We start from the raw sequence: 22,925 nt of genomic DNA, 5'->3' as shown, positions 1-22,925 counted from the left end.
CCGCGCCGGAAATTTGTTTCGAAACGTTGCTGGGGTGCGAGTTGCTTGGTTTCGTTACAAAATTTTCCGGCAACGCGCGCTGCAAGACGCTAATTTGACACTCGTCAACGCGGGCGCACGGTGCACTCGCATAAGGCCGTGACCCGAAGGAAGTCCATGAACGAAGTCGTGCCCCCTGAGAAGATCAAGCCGGAGGACACAAAGGCCGAGCTCGAGTCCGTCTTAGGGCTTGGCAAACCGGCATCGCGCCTTCGCCGGTTTCGTCCTGTCATCATTCTCGGCCTTGTCGCGGCCGCCGCACTGCTCGCCTACACGCTCTTCGGGGGCGGCGGGTCGACCAACGGTGTCAACTACGTCTCGGAGCCCGTGACACGCGGCGATCTGACCGTGACCGTCACGGCCACGGGCACGGTTCAGCCGACCAATGACGTCGAGATCTCGAGCGAGCTGTCCGGCATCGTCCGCACCGTCCTCGTGGACTACAACAGCGCCGTGACCGAGGGGCAGGTCCTCGCCGAACTCGACACGCAAAAGCTCAAATCCGCTGTCGACAGTTCCAGCGCCAGGCTGCAAGCGGCCAAGGCCAAGGTCAGCGAAGCGCAAGCCAGTGTGGCGGAGACGCGGCTGGAGTTCGAACGCAAGGGCAAGCTGGCCAAGACCCATGCGGGCTCTATCCTCGATCTGGAAGTGGCCGAAGCCAATCTCAAGCGCGCCCTGGCGTCGGAGGAAAGCGCCAAGGCCGACGTGGCTGCTGCGAGCGCCGATCTCGCCCAGGCCGAGACCGACCTGGAAAAGGCACAGATCCTTTCACCCATCACCGGTGTCGTCTTGAGCCGCAATGTCGAACCCGGCCAGACCGTGGCTTCCTCGCTGCAGGCGCCCATTCTGTTCACCATCGCCGAGGACCTCAAAAAGATGGAGGTCCAGGTGGATGTCGACGAGGCGGATGTCGGTAAAGTTCACGAAGGCCAGAAAGCCAGATTCACCGTCGACGCCTATCCCAGCCGGCACTTCGATGCCGAAATTCGGGAGCTCCGTTACGGGTCGGAAGTGGTTCAGGGCGTCGTGACCTACAAGGCCGTGCTGACCACGGACAATTCCGAACTGCTGTTGCGGCCGGGCATGACCGCGACGGCAGAAATCATCGTCGCCGAAGTCAACGATGCGTTGACCGTGCCCAATGCGGCCTTGCGGTTCACGCCGCCCAGCACCGAACCGCGCGACCAGCGCAGCTTCCTGCAGAAGCTGATGCCGGGGCCCCCGCGGCTGCGCCGGCCGAGTTCAACAGGCCAGCCGGCGGGGCCGGAACGAACCGTCTGGACGCTCAGCGATGGCGCGCCTGAAGCCCGTTCCGTCACCATCGGCGCAACCGACGGCAAGCGCACTGAGATCGTGAAAGGCGACCTCAGCGTGGACGAGGGTCTGATCGTCGACACGGAGACGGCCAAGTGAGCACGGACAAGGCCCGCAGCAGCGCTGCGCCGACCGTCATCGACCTGCGCAACGTCTCGAAGATCTACGGACACGGCGAGGCCGAGGTGCGGGCGCTCGACGGCGTCGACCTGACGATACCCAGCGGCGAATTCGCGGCGGTCATGGGGCCGTCCGGGTCGGGCAAATCCACGACCATGAACATTATCGGCTGCCTGGATCAGCCGACGTCCGGCAGCTACCTGTTCAACGGCGTGGAGGTGGGCGGTCTCGATCGCACCCAGCGCGCGCTTCTGCGCCGTAACTATCTCGGCTTCGTGTTTCAGGGCTTCAATCTGCTGGCTCGGACCTCCGCCGTCGAGAATGTCGAACTGCCGCTGATCTATCGCGGCATGCGGCAGGCCGAACGCCGTCCGCTTGCGATGGACGCCCTCGAGCGTGTCGGCCTTGCGGGACGGGCCGGACACACGCCGGCGGAATTGTCAGGCGGTCAGCAGCAGCGCGTCGCCATCGCCCGGGCGATCGTGACGAACCCCGCGGTGCTGCTTGCCGACGAACCGACCGGCAATCTCGATACCAAGACGAGCGATGAGATCATGACCTTGCTGGTAGACCTCAACCGGTCCCGTGGGATCACGGTGCTCATGGTCACGCATGAGCCGGAGATGGCGCGCTATGCCAGCCGCGTTGTCGAGTTTCTCGATGGCCGTATCGCCCGCGACAGCGCCGTCCTAAAGGCCGCCTGATGTTCTACGAGACCTTGAAGCTTGCGGTTCAGGCGATCCGGCGCAACGCGCTGCGCTCGTTCCTGACGCTGCTGGGTATCGTCATCGGCGTCAGCGCCGTCATCGCCATGGTCACGATCGGCAACGGCACGACGGCCAAGGTCAAGGAAGAGATGGCCAAGCTCGGCACGAACGTCCTGTTCGTCCGTCCCGGGCAATGGGGGCCGGGACGGTCGAGCGCGACCGCGAAGCCGTTCAATGCGCGCGATATTATCGAGATGCGCGAGCAATTGCGCGGCGTCCGTGCGGTCGCGCCGTTGGCGCAGCAGTCCGTGACCGTCGTCTATGGCAATGAGAGCCGGAGCACCGGCACGATCGGGACCGACGCAAGCTATGTGGTCGCGCAAGATTGGAATCTCGCGGAGGGCCGGAATTTTCTCGATAGCGAGACGCGCAGCGGCCAGGCCGTCTGCATTCTCGGCAAAACGGTGCAGGACGAGCTGTTTGGCGGCGAAGACGCAATCGGCAAACGCATCCGCTTGAGCAATGTCTCCTGCGAGGTGATCGGTATCCTGGAGTCCAAGGGCGAATCCGGTTTCGGCAACGATCGCGACGATGTGGTTCTGATCCCGCTTCGCGCCTATCAACGGCGCATCGCCGGCAATACCGACATCAACCGGATCACCGTGTCGGCGGAAGACGGCACCGATACATCGAAAGTTCAGGCGGACATCGAACGGCTGCTCAGGGAACGGCGCGGCATCTCCGCCGGCAAGGAGGACGATTTCGGCGTCGCGGATATGAAACAGATCGCCGACACGCAAGCGGCGACCACCGGCGTCTTGACCATGCTGCTTGGCGCCGTGGCCGGCGTCAGCCTGCTGGTCGGCGGCATCGGCATCATGAATATCATGCTCGTCTCCGTGACCGAGCGAACGCGCGAGATCGGCATCCGGCTGGCGATCGGCGCGCAGGAGAGTCAGGTGCTGATGCAGTTCCTGGTGGAGGCTGTCGTGCTTTCCCTGTTCGGCGGCGTGGTCGGCGTCCTATTGGGGCTGGGGCTTGCGGGCGCGGCCTCCGCCGGCATGGCCATCCCGTTCGTCTTCGATCCCGGGATCGTGCTAATCGCCTTCGCCTTCTCGGCTCTGATCGGCGTGGTGTTCGGCTATTTTCCGGCCCGCCGCGCTGCGCAGCTCGATCCGATCGATGCGCTCCGGCACGAGTAGCGCTAGGACGCTTGCGTGATCCAGAGCCGGGCCTGAGCCGCCTCGGCGAGCGGGTAGACGCGGACCGAACTCGGCAGGAAGACGGCGAAGATCTTCACCGCGCCCGCGATCCACTCGATGTCGGTGATAACGGCAATACGGTCCCACTTGGTGAAGTGCTCCATGCCGGTCTTGAAGTCCTCCCAAGCCGCACCGGCATCGTAGCCGGTAAAGTCGGGCGCGACCTCGTACAGCATGCGGACCTTGTCGTGGGATTGGAGCGCCTTCTCCACCGCTGGAATCAGCACGTCATCGTAGTCCTGCCGCGAGACATTGCCGTGGCAGGCAATGGCCACGACGTTGCTCGGGAAGCCTTTGAGTAGCTCGATCATGAAGCGCTCCTTGTATCTGAAGGACGGACCCTCAAGGACCCTTGGAAACGCACGTCTCGTCGCCGGCGTTCCACGTGCAGCCGAAACTGCTCGTATTGCAGGTCGACTCGCCGAGATGATTGGAGCAGGGGTCCGATGCCGGGGCAGGACCGGGGAGGCAACCTTTGTTGTTGGCCGCGTCGTACCAGCATTCGGGCTGGGACGCGCACATGGCGGAGTCGCGGATGGCCTGGCAGCGGATCTCCTCGGCTTGGGCGGCGGTCCCGCAAAGCGTGAGCGCGACGGCAGCGATGCCGAAAGCAATAAAACCCGAGCGCATGATTCCTCCGATTTGTTTTGTTTGGGCGTCCGACCCTTTTCTTACCGAAGCGCGCGGGCGGTGAACAGCCCCGCCGGGGCGCGCGGTCCGAGGCGTTCCGGCGCGCCAAGGACCGCATCAGACGGCGTCCTACTTTAGGCTTCTAGACCGGCCGGTATGGTCCGGGGTAGAGCGTGGGGCGGAATTGCCGAACTCTCGCGTAAACGGCAGCCGGTTTTGTGACGATGTTGGCCGGGCTTTAGCGCCCTACGGCGACGGGTCGTGGCGGGATCGGGGAGGGGGCTCGACGACAGTGCGACTTGTTATCAATTGCATGGATATAGCCCTGGAAACCCTCTCTGGACGTGCTATCAGCAGCGGGACTTCACAAGCGGCACGGCGCCGGGCGCGGACCCGGCGGGGCATTCTATGCCCGTAGTTTCAACGACTTGGATGGACAAGGTCGTTACCGGGCCCTGTTGCCGCGCAAAGCCCCTCGGTACATCCAGGCCGGATGCGACGCGGGGAGCGTCAGGTTTGACTAGGACGGCGGCGCTAGACCGGCCGGCCGTTCACAGAGCTTAGGAGAGAGCGTTTCTATGGATATCCCTCACATTCCGGTCGGCGATAATCCGCCCCACGAAGTCAATGTGATCATCGAGATCCCGCAAGGCGGATCGCCGGTGAAGTACGAAGTCGACAAGAAGTCGGGCGCGCTTTTCGTCGACCGCTTCCTGCACACGGCGATGTTCTATCCGGCGAACTACGGCTTCATCCCGCACACGCTCTCCGAAGACGGAGATCCCGTCGACTGCATCGTGATCACGCCGACGCCCGTGGCGCCGGGCGCGGTCATTCGTGCACGTCCTGTCGGGGCTCTTCTCATGGAGGACGAGGCCGGGATCGACGAAAAGATCATCGCCGTGCCGATCGACGAACTCCATCCGTACTACAAGCGGGTGTCGAGCTATCGCGACCTGCCCGAGATTCTCGTCGAGCAGATCGGCCATTTCTTCGAGCACTACAAGGATCTGGAACCGGGCAAATGGGTCAAGGTCGTGCGCTGGGCCGAGGTTGGCGAGGCGGGCGAGCTGATCCGCGCCGGAATTGAGCGCAACGCGGAAGCCTAGGGGCGTCCGGATCGCTTGATCCAACTCAAGGTGGCGGCCTTCCCTCTGTCGTCCAGTACCCGGACAGCGCGAGATCGATCCGCGCAGCCCGGGGGAACGTCATGACCGATCCAAAGCCTGAACTAGCCGGCTTCCACCGTCAGGTCCTCATGGAGGACATGATGGAGACAGTCGGCGTGGAGCAATTCGATGTCGTCGATCTCGACGGCGGCCAATCCTACATCCGCGCGCGTGCGAATTGTCATGCCTGCGAATGTAAGGACGCGTGCACGAATTGGCTCGCCGCCCACACCGCAGGCGATCCGCAACCGTTCTGTCCGAACGCCACCCTGTTCCAGGCCGTCAAGAGCTAGCGCATACAGCATGGTGCCGTGCGGGCCGGCCGGGGAAACGGTCAAATGCGTGCCCGGGCAGTAGGGTCTGTTTCAGTATTGTGAAAAAACGGGCGTGCGTCGCTGCCGCGCGATGGTATTATTGGCCTGGGAGTAGTCTAGGGTATTTCGGGCCTTACAATACAAACTGGTATGCATCTCGACTTGGTAACAATGTCGGCCGCAGACATTACTGTGGCCGCAGTGCTAGCTGGCATGTTGCTGCTCACTTGGGGCCGCGACGGCTGGTCGCTTGAGGCTGCGCCGCGCTTCGTGGGCTCGTGGGGCCTCGCGGTGTTGGTTTTCAGCCTGGGCGGTATGGCCATGCTCTGGTCCATCACGTCGGGCTTCACGGGTGGCATGGTGCTCGGGGCGACCCTGGCGACCCTGGCGTGGGGCATGAAATGGCATGCCGTGCGGCGCTTTGCCGGGCGCCCGTCGGCGCCGTTCCTGATCCTGCTCGGTCCGGCAGTCCTGCTGCTTTCCGTGTTGTTGGGGCTTGCGACGTCGATGGACGACCGCTTCGTGGTCGTTTGCTCGATCTTGGCCGCTTATGGTTTCGCGTCGGCCTATGAGTTGAGACGGATGCCCGATGCATCCCAGTCTTGGCCCGCCATCGCGCTCTTGGTGCTCGCCAGTACTTTGTATGTCTCCTGGATCCCGGTCGCCGTCACGGTGCCGCTCGAGTCCGTCGCCGCGGCCATGACCAGCAAATGGCTGCCCTTTGTCGTGCTCGCGACCCTGCTGCTGCGCGTTGCGCTGGCCTTCATGGTCTTGTCCATGGCGAAGGAACGCGACGAGGAGGAGCAGCGGCGCAATGCGCTGACGGATAGTCTCACCGGGTTGCCGAACCGGCGGGCCCTGTTCGAGATTGCGGAGTCGGTCGTGGAGCGGCGCCTGCACGGCGGGGGCACGCCGGTCTCGCTCATCATCGCCGATCTCGACTACTTCAAGGATACGAACGACACCTTCGGGCATACGCTCGGTGACGAGGTACTGCGCCTCTTTGCCAAGGTCGCGCAGCTGAGCCTTGAGGAGAACCACGTCATCGGCCGCCTCGGCGGCGAGGAGTTCGCGGCCATATTGCCTGGCGTCGGTGCCGAGGAAGCGGTCGAAGTGGCCGAGCGTCTGCGGACGCGTTTCGCCGAGTCCGGCGGGTTCGTGAGTGGCCTTCCGGTTGGCGCCACGGTGAGTATCGGCGTGACCGCCGACCGGCAAGTCGACTCCGGGCTCTCGAGCCTCTTCCGCCGCGCGGATGCGGCCCTGTATGCCGCCAAGAGCGCGGGCCGGAACCGGGTCGTGTTCATCGGCTCCGACGACACGGTCGTGCCGGTCGGCGAAGGGCGCGTCGTGCGTACGTCTCCAACACGGCTCTTTGCGAGGCCCGGTCTGTTGGAGTTCTCGCAGGTGCGGTCCGCCTGACGCTATCCGCCGCAGCACCAACGGCCTTATGGCGGTCGATCCGCGCTGCCGCCACATGTACCTTCCTGTTACGCAAGGCTAGAATAATCGCCACAAACGGCATCGGCGTGCCGCTACCGGTCGTATTGGGAGGGGATTGTGTCCGGAGAGACCCCGGCGAGTGACGCAAAGGAAATCGAGCTCAAGCTCGTCTTTGACCCCGAGCACGCCTCGGCCGTGTTGGCGCACCCCCTCCTGGCGGCAGGAGATGGCGCGGCGCCTGGGCCGCGCGTTCTTGAAACGAAAGAGCGCGAGCTTCTTTCCGTCTATTACGACACGCCGGACGATCTTCTGAGAAAAGCCGGCGTCTTCTTGCGGGTGCGCAGTACCGGCACGGGCTATGTCCAGACCATCAAGACCGCGCGCGCCGAGAGCGAGTTCTTGGAACGGAGCGAGTGGGAATGCGATCTGCCGACCAAAAGCTACGACCTGTCCGCGGCCGCGGGAACCGCTCTCGAGCCGCTGCTCAGCGACGCGGTGCGCGAAGGCCTCGGCCCGCGTTTCGAGACGAGGTTTTTGCGCCGGACATTTCTGATCGACGACGGCGGGAGTCTGATCGAGGTGGCGGTCGATCAGGGCGATATCGTCGCCGGTGAGGAGAGGGCGCGTGTTTGCGAGCTTGAACTCGAACTGAAGTCCGGGACCGCGGCCGTCTTGTTTGGACTGGCGAAGCGCCTCGCCGAAACCGTGCCGTTGACTCTCAGTGTCAAGACCAAGGCGGAACGCGGTTTCGATCTGCTCGACGGCGGCGAGCCCGAATTCGAAAAGGCACTCCCTGTCGACATCCCGCCCGATGAGACCTGTGCGAACGCATTCCGCATCGCCGCGCGCAATTGCTTGCGACAAGTGCTCGCGAACTTGCACGGGACCCGTGAGGGCAAAGCCGAAGCGTTGCACCAGATGCGTGTCGGGCTCCGGCGCATGCGGGCAGCCGTGCTGCTGTTCGGAGACGTCGTCGACAGCCCGCAGCGTCCCCGAATTGCCGCCGAACTCAAATGGATCGCCAGCCACCTCGGGACCGCTCGCGATCTCGACGTGTTCAGCTCCGACATCGTGGCACCGCATCGCGCGGAGTATCCCGACGATCCGGGATGGAAGGCCGTCGAGGATCGTGTGCGGGAAGCGCGGGCGCAGGCCCAAAGAGCGGCCGTCGAAGCAACCGGTTCGGCGCGCTTCCGCATGGCGCTTCTGGATCTCGGGGCGTGGATCGAGTTTGGCGATTGGACTCACAGCGATAACCCGCTCGCGGGAAAGCCCGTCGCGGACTACGCGTCGGCGAAGCTATCGCGGCTGCGCCGAAGCGTGGTGAAGAAGGGGAAGGGCCTGCCGAAGCTGAGCGTGGCCGAGCGCCACAGGGTGCGCATCCATGCCAAGCGGATGCGGTACGGAAGCGAATTTTTCAGCGCGACGTTTCCGGGCAAGAGACAAGCCAAGAGGTGCCGGAAATCCCTCGCGGCGCTGGAGCTGCTGCAAGACTCGCTCGGGACGCTCAACGATATCGCCAACCGGCAGACGATCTTCAACATCGGCGGCGCCGGGCATGAGTCCGGGACGATGCCCATGCCGAAAGTGGATCCCGGCGAAGAGAAGGCTCTCATGAAAACGGCGAAGCACGCCTATGCGCGCTTCGCCGACGTCAAGCCCTTCTGGAAGGCCTAGGCGGACTACTCCGCAGGCGGAACGGCGCTGTCGCGGGCGGCCGGGTGATTCTTCACATCACCGCGCATCCGGCGCGCATGGTCTTCGAGCTGGCGTTCCGCGGCGTTGAACGCATCGCGAACCGCGAGATAGACATCCTCGTGGGCATGGTCGAGCGGTTTCGCCCGGTCCACGACAAGGTCCTTGCCGGGGACGCTGATGTCGATGTGAACGCTGTAGAGCTTTCCCTTGTGGTGATGTCGGTGAGGGGCTTCGACGACGACCGTGCAGCCTATGATACGATTGTAGAGCCGGCCGAGCTTGGCGGCCTTTTCGCGGATTCGCGTTTCGACTGCCTCAGAGGATCCATGTTGCGGAAGCTGATATCCAAGGGAAATTCCATAAAGCGCCTCCATACTGCGTCTCAATTCTGCAAACGATACCCACTATTTTGCTCCCAAATGTGGAGAAAAGGCGAGCGTCTTGTTTGCGTTGAGTCAAAGCGCCGATACGGTGCGGCGGACAGCGTGTACAACTAGCCGAACGGAGTATTTCGAGGTCCGTCATGAAGCCCACACGAGTGCTACTTCCCATCAATTCGAAAGGAACGACGGCCACCTGTTCCGACGTGGCTTTCGGGCTTGCGCGGCGTTTCGAGGCCGAGCTTGAGGTCTTGCATCCCTGTCCGCCGCCGTCCCAACGCTTGCCCTATGCGACGGAGCTCAGCCCCGTCTACTTCGAAGCCTATCTGGACGTGTCCCGGAAGCAGGTCGAGTACGAGGAAAAGCAGGCGGTGGCCTGGTTCGAAAAGGCTGCGGCCAAGTGGGACGACGTCGAATCGCAATTGCTTACCGTCGAAGGCCTCGTGGGGCCGGCGATTGCACAGCGGGCGAAGACCGCGGACTTCAGCGTGTTGCCGACCGTCTCGGCGGCCGACGACGAGATGTTCGGGGAAGCCCGGGATGCCGCGCTGTTCTCATCGGGGCGCCCGGCGCTGTTCGTGCCGGACGAAGCGAGCGACCATATCGGCGAGACGGTCGTCATTGCTTGGAAGGATTCGGTCGAATCCGCCCGCGCCGTTGCCGCGGCCGCGCCGTTTCTCGAAGGAGCGCGGCGGGTCCGGCTGATCAGTCTTGTTCCCGATGGCGAACCCGAAGACGAGACGGCCACGGCGATGGCCAACTATCTGAAAGCGGCATGCCTGCCGGTCGAGTTGACGTCGGCCCCTCTGGGCGCACGGGACGTCGGCGATGCCATCCTCGAGGAGGCGGGTTCAGGCGTTCTGCTCGTCATGGGCGGATATGGCCGCTGGCGCTGGCAGGAATGGGTGTTCGGCGGTGCGACCGATCACGTGCTGCGCAACACCGACGTTGCCGTCTTGATGAGCCATTAGACGTGCCGCGCTCCAGCCTGTCCGGCGTAGGCGCGGAAGGCACATGACGGACGCGTAGAAACTGACGCGCAAAAAGGGGCGCGGGCCTTCCGGCGTCGCGCCCCATATCGTTCTGAGAGCGAACGGCGATGGAAGCCTATTGAGCGCTCTCGCCCATGCCCATCGCGTCCTTGGTCACTTCCTTGCCCATATCGACCGCGGCATCGGAGCCTTCCTTCGCCATGCCGGCAGCGCCTTCGACGGCGCTATCCATCATGCCGCCGGCGGCTTCGCCCATGCCCATGGCGTCTTTGGACATTTCCTTGCCCATGTCGACCGCGCCGCGACCGGCGTCCTTGGCCATGTCGGCCGCACCCTCGACGGCGCTTTCAGTCATGCTGGCCGCGCCTGAAGCGGCATTCTCCGCGGCGCCGGTTGCACCTTCCACGGCGTTCTCCGTGGCCTTGCCGGCCGTGTCGGCGGCGCCTTCGGCGCTATCCGCTGCCTTATCGGCAGCGTCTTCGGAGAGTCCGAGGGCACCCTTGATGGTGTCCAGCCAGCTCTCTTCGGCGTGCGCCGTTCCGAGGCCGAGGCCAATCGTCAGCGCAAGCGCGACGCAAGCCTTTTGGGTGATCGTCATTGGTTTCGTCTCCCTGTCTTGAAGTCCCGAAGTCTTGAAGTTCTGTAGTCTTGAAGTTTCGTAGTCCCTTGCCGCCGTGTGTGACGGCAATCCCGATAGGTCGAATCGACCGGGGTGTGCGATGGACCCCATCACACACCCCGATTGTGCATTGCAAAGATAATCGACGGTCTAGTTGCCGCCGCCGACAACGCCTTCGACCGCGCCCTTGGTCATCTTGGCTGCGCCGCCCACAACGCCCGCGGCGCCGCCGACAACGTTCTTGCCGGCTTTGACGGCGCCTTCGCCGACGCCCTTCGCGACGCCGACCGTGCCGCCCACGGCGCTCTTACCGACGTCGCCAGCGCCCTTGACCGGATTCTTGGTCATTTCGGCAGCGCCCTTGGCCATGCCGCCGACACCTTCGACGGCGCTCTTGCCCGCATCGACCGCGCCTTCACCGGCCCCTTTGGCGGCGCCGACAGTGCCTTTGGCTGCGCCGTCGGTCATGGCCTCCGCGCCGTCCTTGACGTCGCCGGCCTGCGCGGCGGCAACCCCGAGAAGCAGCATGAAAGCCGTCGTGGTGCCTGCAATCTTGGTGAATGTCATGAGCTTGGTCTCCTTAAGGTAGGCCCCCGAACGGGCCAAATTCAACATCGCCACCCCCATATGGGAGCGGCTCTCGACCTTTCCAGCGGTATGGCGTGAAAGGACAAATGCCTCGGCATGCCCTGTCGAAAATGTCGCGGGCAGGTGCGGGGAAAACGGCCGAACGGCACGGAGGTTCCGTGTCGCAAATCGAAGCGGCGGCAAAAAGGCGATGGTCAGGGTCTATAGCGATCGCGGGGAGGCCTGCCCCGGCAAAATCGCCCAATTGGAGGGGTATGTAGACGACCTCCGGCTATGTCCCGGTTTTCCCAGTCTTGGTCGGGAACATCTTGCAATGCTATTACCACGAGTGGCATTGCTATTTGGCCACTTCGGGCGTGGACTGCGTAGGGCCTACCCGTGCGATTCCAATGCGTTACGTAGCGCGCTTGAGGCTGATGATAGGCGCACCCGGGTACTTGCATAGGTAAGGCCGATGACAAGCCGCGAGGGTTCATTGCTTGTCTTGGTCCGCTGCACTGTGGAGACATACTGAAAGTGCTGCAAAAGCTCTGGTATGATCAGCCAGTTCGCACCCAACTTATTGTGGTCGTGGCGGCGATCAATCTCTTTGCCGCCTTGTTGGCCGGCGTCGTTGCGATTCTCAACACGCGCACGGCGACCAAGGCCGAGATGGAGTCGTCGCTCGAAGTCGCCGAACGCTTCGTCGACGTGACGCTCAGGGATCTCTCCCGGCAAGGCAAGCTGGATGACCTCGACGAGGAACTGCCGCCCCTGCTGAGACATCTGCGGCACGTCCGCATCATGTTCTTGAGCGACTCCGGCCAGCTGGCCATCATTTCGCCCAAGGGCGCCGCCGCCGGGGTCAAGGGATCCCATGCTCCCGGCTGGTTCGTTTCCCTGGTCCATCCCGAGATCGCCCAAAGGAAGGTGCGCCTTCTCCCGGACGGTTCGCATCCTGTGATCATTCTCGGAGAGCCGTCCGACGAAATCTCGGAGGCCTGGCAGGACTTTCTCTCGCTTGCGCTGATCTGGGGCGCCATCAACGCCATTGTCTTGGTGGTGCTCTACATTGTGCTCGGGCGGGTGCTCAATCCGCTTGCGAGCCTATCTCGAGGCATGCACCAGCTGGAGGGTGGTGAGTATTGGGCCAGGTTGCCGAGTGCGAAGGTCAAGGAAGTGGCCGTCATCACGGATCGGTTCAACATGCTGGCAAGCGCGCTGGACGTGGCACGCAAGGAGAACGAGAGCCTCTACCAGCAGCTAATCAACGTTCAGGAAGCCGAGCGCCGCGAAATCGCCAACGAACTCCACGACGAGGCGGGCGCCTGTCTGTTCGGCATTGCCGCGAACGCGTCGTCGATCCAAACCACGGCAGGGCATTTGGACGGGGAACGGGCGACGAGGATTTCCAGCCGCGCCGGTGAGATCCTCTCGATTGCGGAACGGTTGAAGGTCATGAACCGGGGGCTTCTCAAGAAGCTGCGGCCGGGCCCGCTCGGCCAGGTCAAGCTGGCGGACCTGATCGTCGAGCTCACCGCTGGTCTTCAAAGCCAACACCCCGATACGCAGATTCATACGGCCGTCGGATCGGTCGCGAAATCCTACGGGGAGTCTGTCGATCTTGCGATTTATCGCTGCGTTCAGGAGGCGATCACCAATGCGATCCGCCACGGGCATGCAGGAAACATCGATGTGGATCTGGACCAGATGCAGCTCGCGAACGGCGCCGGCGATTACGAAGCGGTCCGTCTGACGATCGCGGACGACGGCAAAGGCATGGAGCCAGACAAAGCCAAAGGTTTCGGACTTACGACCATGACGGAGCGCGTCAGATCGGTCGGCGGTACCTGCGTGATCGAGGGTGTCCCATCCAAGGGCACCACCGTTCGCGTCGAAATTCCAATCAAGCAGAAAAAAAATGAATCTACGGCGCCCGTTCGGGCGCGAGAATCGGTCAGGGAGCTATCATGACTAGAGTCCTCGTCATCGACGATCATCCGATCGTTTTGCAGGGAACCCGGCAGTTACTGGAGGATGTCGGCGTAAAAGAAGTGCATCAGGCACAGAGTTTGGCCGACGGTTTCCGTGCCTACAGAATGCAGAAGCCCGACGTGATCATTGTCGACCTTGCCATGCATAGCGGGTCGCTCGGCGGCCTGTCGTTTATCCGTCGCCTGCGGCTGCACGATCCGAACACACCCATCCTGGTTTTCACGATGCATTCCGATCCGGTGATCGTGTCGCGTGCGCTCGAGGTCGGGGCCACGGGTTACGTCCTCAAGGATACGCCGCCCGAGGAAGTTCAAACGGCGTTTCAGCGCGTCCGGGAGAACAGGCCCTATCTCAGCCACGACCTCGCGTCGGAGGTTGCCTTCATGGAAGCGCGCGGTACGACCAATCCGCTACGCCGCATGACGGTTCGCGAACTGCAGACCCTTGCCCTCGTGGCGGAAGGGAAGCCGTACGGAGTCATCGCCGAGCATCTGCACGTGAGCTACAAGACCGTGGCCAACACCTGCACGCAGTTGAAGGCAAAGCTTGGTGTGCGGACGTTGCCGGAACTCATGCGAATCGCCATTCAGCATCTTCCAGCCGCCAACAGTAAAATGCAGCGGTAGCATTGCCATAAGTTCGCCGGCCGTTACGCGGCCGCCGCGAGTCTAGTCAGCAAGCATACTGGAAGGTCTGTGCTAGGATTCGGCGCAACGCATAGAATATCGAAGTCTCTCGAATGACTCGATTGGCAAGACTGCGGGTGCAAAGTGGCAACCTGCGGGATGCTATCTTCCAACTACTATGGTGAAAGTCGTCTCGGCATTCTGCGCTAACTTGGAAGTCGCGAATGCCGCACGATGACAAGTGAGATCGCTGCGATTGGCAATTGCCAGTCATCCCGCGCAGCCCACTCCGATTCGCATCACTGGCATTCCGAACCAAGGTCGGAGAACGAACGACCACGGCTGGGACACAACCAGCCAACGCGTGTCGGTCTCCGGCAAGTGGATGCTTGGTCTCTTGCGGCCGAGTAGCTAGGGAGAGGAGAAAGATATGAAACTCAAGTTAGGTGTCCTGACCGGCACCGTCGTCGCAGTGACGATGGGGCTCGCTGGTCAGGCGTCGGCCATGAATACCGACGAGGAACAGCTGAAGCGTATGGCTGATCCCGACCAGTGGCCCGCCCCTGGTCGTGACTTTGCTCTGACGCGTCACAGCAACCTGTCCGACATTACGACGGATAATGTGAACAAGCTGCAGATGGCGTGGATGCAGGGCACGAACGCCCTTCGCGGTCACGAAGGTCAGCCGCTTGTGATCAAGGACGTGGGTGGCAAGACCATGCTGTTCATGATTTCGGGTTGCCCGTCCATGGCCAATTGTAACGTGGTTCAGGGTCTGGATCTTTCGGATCCCGACAATCCGAAGCAGGTTTGGTCGTATGTGAAAAAGACCGACCGCGACGAGTCGGCTGTGCCGCGCGCTTGCTGCGACACCGTCAACCGCGGCGGTTCCTATGCGGACGGCAAGTTCGTGTTCGGCACGCTCGACGGCTTCTTGATCGCGCTCGACGGCCAGACCGGCAAGGAAGTCTGGGTTGTGAAATGGGCCTATCCCGAGAAGGGTGAGACCATCACGCCGGCTCCGTTGATCGCCGACAACAAAGTGTTCATCGGTTTCGGTGGTAGTGAGTTCGCCGCTCGCGGCCGCGTCGGCGCCTTCAACCTGGCGGACGGTTCCGAGGCTTGGGTGTGTCACACCACGGGTTCGGACAAAGACGTCTGCCTGACGCCCGAGACCAACAAGGCCAACCCGCATTACGGCACGGCCGGACAGGATCTTGGTATCAAGACCTTCCCCGGTGAGGATTGGAAGATCGGTGGCGGCACGGCGTGGGGTTGGTACTCCTACGATCCGGACACCAAGCTGGTCTACTACTCGACCGCCAACCCAGGTCTGTGGAGCCCGCAATATCGCTGCCCCGACAAGACCCACGAGGAGTGCAACGCAGTCGATCCTTCACTCGACGGGCAGGTGGGTCGCTTCGACAACAAGTGGACCCTCAGCATGTTCGCTCGGAAGATCGAGACTGGTGAGGCTGTCTGGGTCTACCAGATCACGCCGTTTGACCAGTGGGACTATGACGGCATCAACGAGAACATCATCACGGAGATGGAAGTCGACGGTAAGAAGCGGAAGGTTCTCTCCCACTTCGACCGCAACGGCTTCGCCTATGTCTGGGATGCTGCCGACGGTACCGTTCTGCGCGCCACGAAATACGTGACGACGGACTGGGCCGAGAAGATCGATCTCAAGACGGGCCGTCCGATCAAGGTGCGCGATCATTCGCCGCTCGAGGTTGGCCGCAACGTCTCTGCCTGCCCGTCCGCGATGGGTGGCAAGGACCAGCAGCCCGCTTCGGTCGATCCGAAGGAGCCGAACCTGTTCTATGTGCCCACCAACAACTGGTGCATGGAGCTGGAGCCCCAGGAGCGCACGCACACGAACCAGGGCACGGTCTACGTGTTCGCGAACGTGTACATGTATCCTGAGAAGCAGGGCGTGACCGGCAAGATCAAGAAGTACGACGTCCTGACGGGTAAGACGCTCTGGGAGATCCCGGATCCGTATCCGAACTGGAGCGGCACCATGAACACCGACGGTGGTCTGATGTTCTACGGTTCGCTGGGCGGTGATTTCCGCGCGGTCGACCGGGAGACCGGTAAGATCCTGTGGAGCCGCAAGTTGGGCTCGGGCATCATCGGTAACCCGATCACGTTCAAGACCGGCGGCAAGCAGTACGTCGGCGTGTACTCCGGCATTGGCGGCTGGATCGGTCTTCCGGTCACCGCTGGTCTGGACCTGAGCGATAAGTTCGGCGCCATCGGTGCGACGGCCATGACCAAGGCCGCTGGCCTGCAGCATGTCCCGCAGGGTGGCACCCTGAACGTCTTCCGCATCTACGACTAACACTCGTATCTGCTAGGACACTTAGAGGATTGGCGCCCGGTGCAGCACAGCACCGGGCGCTTTTCGTTCGACGGCGGCTTTGACGGCCGAATGGCATGCGCGTGAGTCGCAATCACTTGGCGGAGACGAACGCGTGACGCCGGCGCTTGCGGTCGATGACGGCGCGCCGCGCATTTTCGCCAGGCCGAGTCTTCCCGCCGGGTGAGGCGCATTGGTCATCGGCGACGTCTCGCCCGACGTGAAATTCAGACGTGAAATGCAGATGAGAAAGCGCTCTACCGCGTGCGCACAGTCGAATCTTGTGCGGCGCAACAAATGAAAACTGGATTTGGCAGAAATCGTTGCCATCGGCACATTTCACTTGCAATGGCATTACATTTGGCAATTATGAGGGGGTAGCTCGGCAATGAGTGAGTGACGAAGTTCCACAGAAAGAACGGTGCAACGTGACTTACAAAGAGTCGGGCGCAATTTCCTCGTGAGGTGTCACCGCGTCTTGTGTTCAACGGAGAACCCGCAGCCAGTAGCGGGCGCGAGGCGAGATTTTGCTTCTGCGTTTTCTGGCAGTCTCCAATTTCCACAAACACGTTGGCAGCTTCGGAATTTGCTGAGGGCTCATTGACCTTAAGCAACGCTTAGGGTTGGGGCGCCAAGGCATAAAGAATTGCTCAGAGTTCGTTTCGGTGAACTGAGTAGCTAGGGAGAGGAGAAAGATATGAAACTGAAGTATGGTGTCCTGACTGGCACCATCGTCGCAGTGACGATGGGTCTTGCTGGCCAGGCGTCGGCTATGAACACCGACGAAGAGCAGCTGAAGCGCATGGCTGATCCCGACCAGTGGCCTGCCCCTGGTCGTGACTTTCAGCTGACGCGTCACAGCACGCTCTCAGACATTACGACCGATAACGTCAACAAGCTGCAGATGTCTTGGGCCCAGGGCACGAACGCCCTTCGTGGTCACGAGGGTCAGCCGCTTGTGATTAAGGATGTTGGTGGCAAGACCATGCTGTTCATGGTTTCTGGTTGCCCGTCCATGGCCAACTGTAACGTTGTTCAGGCTCTCGATTTGACGGATGCCGACAACCCGAAGCAGGTTTGGTCGTATGTCAAGAAGACCGACCGTGACGAGTCGGCTGTGCCGCGCGCTTGCTGCGACACCGTCAACCGTGGCGGCTCCTATGCCGATGGCAAGTTCGTTTATGGCACTCTCGATGGTTTCGTGATTGCCCTGGACGGCCAGACCGGTAAGGAAGTTTGGGTCGTCAAGTACGCCTATCCCGAGAAGGGTGAGACCATCACGCCGGCTCCGTTGATCGCCGATAACAAGGTGTTCATGGGCTTTGGTGGCGATGAGTTCGCCGCTCGTGGCCGCGTTGCCGCCTTCAATCTTGCAGACGGTTCCGAGGCTTGGGTGTGCCACAGCACGGGTTCCGACAAGGACGTGTGCCTGACGCCTGAAACCAACAAGGCCAACCCCCAATTCGGTCAGGCTGGTGAGGATCTTGGTATCAAGACCTTCCCCGGTGAGGACTACAAGATTGGTGGTGGTGCTGCTTGGGGTTGGTATTCCTACGATCCCGAGCTGAAGCTGGTCTACTACTCGACCGGTAACCCCGGCCTGTGGAGCCCGTCCTATCGTTGCCCCGATAAGACCCATGAGGAGTGCAACACTGGTGCGTTCGACAACAAGTGGTCGATGACGATCTTCGCTCGTAAGATCGAAAACGGCGACGCTGTCTGGGCCTATCAGATGACTCCGTTTGACCAGTGGGACTATGACGGCATCAACGAGAACATTCTTACCGACATGGAAATTGACGGTAAGAAGGTGAAGGCTCTCACCCACTTCGATCGTAATGGCTTTGCCTACGTCATGGATCGTACCGACGGCACGCTTCTGCGCGCCACGAAGTACGTGACCACGGACTGGGCTGAGAAGGTCGACATGAAGACCGGCCGTCCGATCAAGGTGCGTGACCACTCGCCGCTCGAAGTTGGCCGTAACGTCTCTGCCTGCCCGTCTGCGATGGGTGGTAAGGACCAGCAGCCTGGTGCTGTTGATCCGAAGGAGCCGAACGTCTTCTACATGCCCACCAACAACTGGTGCATGGAGCTCGAGCCTCAGGAGCGCACGCACACGAACCAGGGCACGGTTTACGTGTTCGCGAACGTGTACATGTATCCTGAAAAGCAGGGCACGACCGGCAAGATCAAGAAGTACGACGTCCTTTCGGGCAAGACGCTCTGGGAAATCCCGGATCCGTATCCGAACTGGGGTGGTACGATGGTCACCGACGGTGGTCTGGTGTTCTACGGCTCGCTGGGCGGTGACTTCCGCGCAGTCGACCGGAGCTCCGGTAAGGTCCTGTGGAGCCGCAAGCTGGGTTCGGGTATCATCGGTAACCCGATCACCTACAAGGTTGGTGGCAAGCAGTACGTTGGCGTGTACTCCGGCATTGGCGGCTGGATCGGTCTTCCGGTCACCGCTGGTCTGGACCTGAACGATAAGTTCGGCGCCATCGGTGCTACGGCCATGACCAAGGCCGCTGGCCTGCAGCATATCCCGCAGGGCGGTACGCTGAACGTCTTCCGCATTTACGAGTAACTCTCGTAAACGTGTAGAATAATTGGCGCCCGATGCCCTTGTGGCATCGGGCGCCTCTTTTTATATATTCCGGGAAGAAATAGACCCCCATGGCGGGTAAGCCTGGTGGGATCAAGTCCCGCCGATCGGCCCCGCCTTACCAGTTGAGGCGAACGCCCGTGCCATTCCGAATTTCCAGACTTTCCGCGACAATTGCAGTCGCTGCGCTTGCGATCTCTGTTGTGTCGGCCCACGCCGACGACAAGCAGCCTGTCCGGCGCGATCTCAATAAGACCTATGAAGAACTGACCCCCGCCGAGCACATCGCGATCCGTGCCGCCGCGAAGGCCGCCTATAAGAGCAAGAAGCTCAAGACCCTGAATGTCTGTGCCGACCCCGGGAACATGCCGCTCTCCAGCATTCAGCGAGAGGGCTTTCAGAACAAGATGGCCGAAATCCTCGCCGACGCGACTGGCGCCACGATCAAGTATCACTGGCAGCCCTTTATCGAGCGCGGCCTGACCCGGTCGACCTTCGACGAACGCCTCTGCGACGTCATGTTCGACATTCCCACGGGCTATGAGCGTCTGCTTACGACCGAGCCGGTCTACAAGACGCCGTATGTCTTGGTTTACCGCAACGACAAGGGCTTGAAGCTGTCGGGCCTGGACGATCCCAAGTTGAAGGATCTGACCATCGGCGTCTTCCAGACCTCCGGTGTGCGCCAGGCGATGGCGAAGCGCGGCATCATCGACAACGTGAAGCTGCAGCTCCAAACCCACGACGGCGACCTCGTGCCCGAGAATCAGCCCTGGTACGTGATCCAGAGAATGCTGGATGGAGAATTCGACGTTGCAGCCGTATTCGGGCCGTTCGCCGGTTGGGTGAAGACCATGAAGAACGAGCCCGTCGACATCGTTCCCATCAACCTCGACGACGACACGGTGCCGATGGAATTCGAGATGTCGATCGGCGTGCGTCCGACGGACGTCTTCCTCAAATACCTCCTCGAATGGGCCATGGACGACAAGGCTGAGGAACTCACCGCGCTGATGAAGGAATACGGCGTGCCGCTGGTCCAGTGCAGCAAGTGCTACGTTCCCGGTGATCTGCCGGCCCACGGCAGCTACATCAAGCTTGCCGATCAGAAGTTCGAGGCGCGTCCCGATCTCGCTTCGCCCGATCAGATCGTGACCCAGGAGAAGCTGGAAGGCTGGCTGGAAGACGGGGCGGATCCCAATCAGGAACTGAGCAACGCGCTCCTGTCCGGCGACAAGGACCGCATCAAATTCCTCGTGTCCAAGGGCGCCGACGTGAACAAGCCGGACTTGCAGGGCTGGACCCCGTTGACGGCCGCAGCCCGCCAACGGCGGGACGAGACGATCGACCTTCTGGTCGAGTTGGGCGCCGATCCCAACAAGGCTGACGGCAATGGCATGACGCCCTTGGCGGCGGCGCTGATGCGGGACCACGTTCCCTCGATCAAGACTCTGATCGAGCACGGCGCCGATGTTGAGGTGCCGGGTCAGGAAGACTTCCGGCCGCTCGCCCTGGCGCTGGCGGAGAAGAAGTACGAGGCCGCGAAGGCGCTGATGAACGGCGGTGCCGATGTCAGTGTCGCCTCGGGCAAGCAGGGCTTGACCCCGCTGATGGTTGTCGCGGCGCAGACAGGCCCTGCGGAAGGGTCGATCTTCTTGCCGGGAAGTGTTCGCCCCACCGACATTGCCAAGGCGCTGGTCGATGAGGGTGCCAATATCGACGCACAGGCGGCGAATGGCATGACGGCGCTGATGATCGCGGCTGCAAACAACAGTGCCCCGATGATCGGCCTGCTGATGGCGGCCGGCGCCGACCCGGACGTCAAGAATACGGAAGGCCAGACAGCCGTCGATGTCGCCAATCTCAACGACAACAAGGAAGCCTCGCAGGCGATCCGGGTTCTGTCGTTGTCGCGGCCCAGTGCTTCGACGAAAGCAGACAGCGACGACAGCAGCACCGTGAAGCAGTGATACGATGACCGGAATTCTGCGGAAAAACTGGGGGGCTGCGGCGATCGCCGCGGCCCTTTTGTTTGGAGCGGTCGGTTTCGCGCAAGCGGCTGACTATCCGGATTTCGACGATGCCTCGGTAACGGCACGAACAGAAGCGGTCATCAAAGAGCGGTCGCAGGACGGTGTGTTCGTCTTTCACGATCCCAAGCTCAACAAGGACCTCAATCTCGTCTACGAGAAGATGCGTGTCGTACGCGGCATGAAAGGGTACGGCTGGTTCGCGAATGCGATCTTCCACGACAAGGAAGATCCTCGGAAACAATACGCGCTCGACTTCTGGTTCAAGCCCCAACGGGACGGGGACAGCCTCGATCTCATTGATATCCGCGTTCAGAAGGGACCGAAGCGCGAAGGCGATGGGTACATCATGGTGACCCGTCTGCCGGTCGCTTGGTGGTGGCTGCCGGTGCAGGAGCATCCGGGCGACATGGAAGTGGTGCGGGCTTGGCACGTGATGAGTGCCATCCACAACTACATCGCCGAGAACAAGAACGACGACGGCGCGCTTGAACTGAAGGACGAGAAGACCGGGGAGACCATCCCGCTGGAGTTCGTCGAAATGCACCAGCCGGTTCGCTATCTCAAGAAGGACGGCCACTACTTTGCCTGTACAGACTTCCGGCGCGTCGGCAGCAAGGACGAGTATTTCGACGTGGACTTCTGGGTCGACGAGAAGACGGGCCGGCTGAATGTGACGGACGTGAAGATCCACAAGGTCCCCATCAATGAGGACGGCATCTGGATCCAGGTGCCGCGCTACACCTTCGAGGATATGGATTTCGAGATCACCCAATAGGCCCGAGGGCGAGGGCGCGTCGCCGGGTGGGCCCGCTTAGGGCGCATCGCTTTGCCGCATGTGACATACTCTTGCGCTTCGCGCCATTTCGACTATGACGGTTGCAAAACGGCCAAAGCGCCCAAGAATCCAAAGAAAAAATTCCTATTGTTCCCAATCGAAAGATTGCACCCCTTCCGGGGCTGAGGAGGACAACGCCATTTCGATCGTGGCGAAGAGTAAGACGGGCCGCTTCATGAGCGGCGCGGCTGGGCAACACGGAACCGGCAACGCAGGGCGATCGCGTCCCGCGCCGGGGAAGATTTGGCATGCTCAACTGCCGTGCGAGTCCTTTGCCCGTGGGCTTTTTTCCGACTTTTTTCTGACGCAACCGCCTTCAAAGGCGGTAGTGTGGCGCGGCATGCCCTCAATTGAAGGCATGTCAGCCAATTGCTCGAGGAAGGTCGAAATAGGCGTTTTTTGATTTCGATAGGCTCAACCAGAACTGAAACTAGGGTAAGGAAGACGTACCGTGCGCAAGATTATTACTGGAGTAGTAGCTGCCGCCTTTGTCGGCGCGATTGGCCTGTTTGCATTGGATGCTCGTGCTGAGGAATGCTGCGAGAAGGGCGACACCACGCCCCCGCTGGAACTCATTGAGAAGACCCCGGTTGGCGGTCTCCACAACCCCTACAACGACGAAATCGATGGCGTCGCGGAAGCGGGACATAAGATCTATCTGTCCTATAGCTGCAACGGCTGCCATGGCGGCGGCGGTGGCGGCGGCATGTGTCCGCCTCTGACGAACGATGCCTGGGTCTACGGCGCCGACGACGACACGGTGTTCCGCTTGATCGCCGAGGGCTCTGACAAGCTGCAGGAGCAGGGCTACAAGCGTGTCCGTAAGGAAATCGTGACCGGCCCGATGCCGCCGTTCGGCACGATCGCCAAGACATCCGACGATCTGTGGAAGGTCATCGCGTTCATCCGCTCGAAGAACCCGAGCTCGATGAAGAAGGTGAACGAGCCGGCCCAGACGCCCGGTCAATAGGCTTCGCAGCCTACCAATTTGGTCGTGAAAGGCCGCCGCCCCATCCCGGGACGGCGGCCTTTTTGCGTCCTAAAACATTGGTAATGAAAAGCACCATCACTTGGCATTGGTTCCTGAGCGCGCCTATATCATTAGTACAGAACCGTCGTCCTCTTGCCTTGGCGCATAAGCCGTATTGTGCAGCGCACATTGCCAAGGGACTGAAGGTCTGAGACAGAAGGGCGCAAAGCCCTCGGCAAAAAATG

Annotated in this window: 21 protein-coding genes; 15 read left to right on the top strand and 6 right to left on the bottom strand. The window is 61.6% G+C overall.

All coding sequences use genetic code 11. The annotated features are described in order from the left end of the window. The first annotated feature begins 156 nt into the window (after nt 1-156). Genes DCY11_RS02990 through DCY11_RS02980 form a run of 3 tightly spaced genes read left to right on the top strand, consistent with a single transcriptional unit; the run spans nt 157 to nt 3,382 of the window. Nucleotides 157-1,452, top strand: coding sequence for an efflux RND transporter periplasmic adaptor subunit (locus tag DCY11_RS02990; protein WP_108681194.1), 1,296 nt, complete (start codon nt 157-159; stop codon nt 1,450-1,452). After that, nucleotides 1,449-2,177 (top strand): ABC transporter ATP-binding protein, encoded by a 729-nt coding sequence (locus DCY11_RS02985; RefSeq protein WP_108681193.1) that lies wholly within the window; start codon nt 1,449-1,451, stop codon nt 2,175-2,177. The genes DCY11_RS02990 and DCY11_RS02985 overlap by 4 nt, the downstream gene beginning before the upstream one ends. Beyond that, entirely contained in the window at nt 2,177-3,382 is a 1,206-nt protein-coding gene (locus DCY11_RS02980; protein ID WP_108681192.1) for an ABC transporter permease, read from the top strand. Before DCY11_RS02985 ends, DCY11_RS02980 begins: the two co-directional genes overlap by 1 nt. Before the next feature lie 2 nt (nt 3,383-3,384). Here DCY11_RS02980 and DCY11_RS02975 read toward each other — a convergent pair whose 3' ends face one another. Then, nucleotides 3,385-3,753: an STAS/SEC14 domain-containing protein gene (locus DCY11_RS02975; RefSeq protein ID WP_108681191.1), complete on the bottom strand. Its 369-nt coding sequence runs from the start codon at nt 3,751-3,753 to the stop codon at nt 3,385-3,387. 31 nt (nt 3,754-3,784) lie between these two features. Then, nucleotides 3,785-4,072 (bottom strand): hypothetical protein, encoded by a 288-nt coding sequence (locus DCY11_RS02970; protein WP_108681190.1) that lies wholly within the window; start codon nt 4,070-4,072, stop codon nt 3,785-3,787. 578 nt (nt 4,073-4,650) lie between these two features. On the opposite strand from DCY11_RS02970, the gene ppa reads away from it, so the two are divergent. From ppa to DCY11_RS02950, 4 genes are all read left to right on the top strand, one after another. Beyond that, nucleotides 4,651-5,181, top strand: coding sequence for an inorganic diphosphatase (gene ppa, locus DCY11_RS02965; RefSeq protein WP_108681189.1), 531 nt, complete (start codon nt 4,651-4,653; stop codon nt 5,179-5,181). Between the two features lie 101 nt (nt 5,182-5,282). After that, nucleotides 5,283-5,534: a DUF6455 family protein gene (locus DCY11_RS02960; RefSeq protein ID WP_108681188.1), complete on the top strand. Its 252-nt coding sequence runs from the start codon at nt 5,283-5,285 to the stop codon at nt 5,532-5,534. Between the two features lie 234 nt (nt 5,535-5,768). Beyond that, on the top strand, nt 5,769-6,974 hold the full coding sequence (locus DCY11_RS02955; protein WP_159079764.1) for a GGDEF domain-containing protein: 1,206 nt from the start codon (nt 5,769-5,771) through the stop codon (nt 6,972-6,974). 138 nt (nt 6,975-7,112) lie between these two features. Further along, nucleotides 7,113-8,672 (top strand): CYTH and CHAD domain-containing protein, encoded by a 1,560-nt coding sequence (locus DCY11_RS02950; protein ID WP_108681186.1) that lies wholly within the window; start codon nt 7,113-7,115, stop codon nt 8,670-8,672. Between the two features lie 5 nt (nt 8,673-8,677). Here the strand turns inward: DCY11_RS02950 and DCY11_RS02945 are convergent, their stop codons facing one another. After that, nucleotides 8,678-9,067 carry an HPF/RaiA family ribosome-associated protein gene (locus DCY11_RS02945; protein ID WP_208430500.1) on the bottom strand — a complete coding sequence of 130 codons (390 nt, stop codon included), beginning with the start codon at nt 9,065-9,067 and terminating at the stop codon, nt 8,678-8,680. Between the two features lie 149 nt (nt 9,068-9,216). Here DCY11_RS02945 and DCY11_RS02940 point away from each other — a divergent pair, with 149 nt between their 5' ends. Further along, complete coding sequence (locus DCY11_RS02940) at nt 9,217-10,044, top strand: hypothetical protein (protein WP_159079763.1); 828 nt, start codon at nt 9,217-9,219, stop codon at nt 10,042-10,044. A 136-nt stretch (nt 10,045-10,180) separates the two neighbouring features. Here the strand turns inward: DCY11_RS02940 and DCY11_RS15405 are convergent, their stop codons facing one another. After that, nucleotides 10,181-10,663, bottom strand: coding sequence for a hypothetical protein (locus DCY11_RS15405; protein WP_159079762.1), 483 nt, complete (start codon nt 10,661-10,663; stop codon nt 10,181-10,183). 171 nt (nt 10,664-10,834) lie between these two features. Then, entirely contained in the window at nt 10,835-11,251 is a 417-nt protein-coding gene (locus DCY11_RS02930) for a hypothetical protein (protein WP_159079761.1), read from the bottom strand. Between the two features lie 537 nt (nt 11,252-11,788). On the opposite strand from DCY11_RS02930, the gene DCY11_RS02925 reads away from it, so the two are divergent. The 3 genes from DCY11_RS02925 to DCY11_RS02915 all read left to right on the top strand — a co-directional run bounded on the left by DCY11_RS02925 (nt 11,789) and on the right by DCY11_RS02915 (nt 16,219). Next, entirely contained in the window at nt 11,789-13,225 is a 1,437-nt protein-coding gene (locus DCY11_RS02925; protein ID WP_159079760.1) for an ATP-binding protein, read from the top strand. Then, the gene (locus DCY11_RS02920) at nt 13,222-13,872 is read left to right on the top strand and encodes a response regulator transcription factor (RefSeq protein WP_069444434.1); all 651 of its coding nucleotides are present in this window, start codon (nt 13,222-13,224) and stop codon (nt 13,870-13,872) included. The genes DCY11_RS02925 and DCY11_RS02920 overlap by 4 nt, the downstream gene beginning before the upstream one ends. A 430-nt stretch (nt 13,873-14,302) precedes the next feature. Beyond that, nucleotides 14,303-16,219 carry a PQQ-dependent dehydrogenase, methanol/ethanol family gene (locus tag DCY11_RS02915; protein ID WP_108681182.1) on the top strand — a complete coding sequence of 639 codons (1,917 nt, stop codon included), beginning with the start codon at nt 14,303-14,305 and terminating at the stop codon, nt 16,217-16,219. A 21-nt stretch (nt 16,220-16,240) separates the two neighbouring features. On the opposite strand, the gene DCY11_RS15400 is transcribed toward DCY11_RS02915, so the two are convergent. After that, nucleotides 16,241-16,567 carry a hypothetical protein gene (locus DCY11_RS15400; RefSeq protein ID WP_159079759.1) on the bottom strand — a complete coding sequence of 109 codons (327 nt, stop codon included), beginning with the start codon at nt 16,565-16,567 and terminating at the stop codon, nt 16,241-16,243. Between the two features lie 367 nt (nt 16,568-16,934). Here DCY11_RS15400 and DCY11_RS02910 point away from each other — a divergent pair, with 367 nt between their 5' ends. The 4 genes from DCY11_RS02910 to DCY11_RS02895 all read left to right on the top strand — a co-directional run bounded on the left by DCY11_RS02910 (nt 16,935) and on the right by DCY11_RS02895 (nt 22,680). Next, a complete protein-coding gene (locus DCY11_RS02910; RefSeq protein ID WP_108681181.1) occupies nt 16,935-18,824 on the top strand; it encodes a PQQ-dependent dehydrogenase, methanol/ethanol family in 1,890 nt (629 codons plus the stop codon). 221 nt (nt 18,825-19,045) lie between these two features. Further along, a complete protein-coding gene (locus DCY11_RS02905; RefSeq protein WP_159079758.1) occupies nt 19,046-20,812 on the top strand; it encodes a quinoprotein dehydrogenase-associated putative ABC transporter substrate-binding protein in 1,767 nt (588 codons plus the stop codon). A 4-nt stretch (nt 20,813-20,816) separates the two neighbouring features. Next, nucleotides 20,817-21,650, top strand: coding sequence for a hypothetical protein (locus DCY11_RS02900; RefSeq protein ID WP_108681179.1), 834 nt, complete (start codon nt 20,817-20,819; stop codon nt 21,648-21,650). A 511-nt stretch (nt 21,651-22,161) separates the two neighbouring features. Then, a complete protein-coding gene (locus tag DCY11_RS02895; protein ID WP_208430499.1) occupies nt 22,162-22,680 on the top strand; it encodes a c-type cytochrome in 519 nt (172 codons plus the stop codon). Nucleotides 22,681-22,925 lie beyond the last annotated feature (245 nt).

This window comes from Methyloceanibacter sp. wino2 (assembly GCF_003071365.1).
Classification (GTDB): Bacteria; Pseudomonadota; Alphaproteobacteria; order Rhizobiales; family Methyloligellaceae; genus Methyloceanibacter.
Note: the sequence above shows the minus strand (reverse complement) of the source record. Positions and strands in the feature narration are given on the sequence as shown.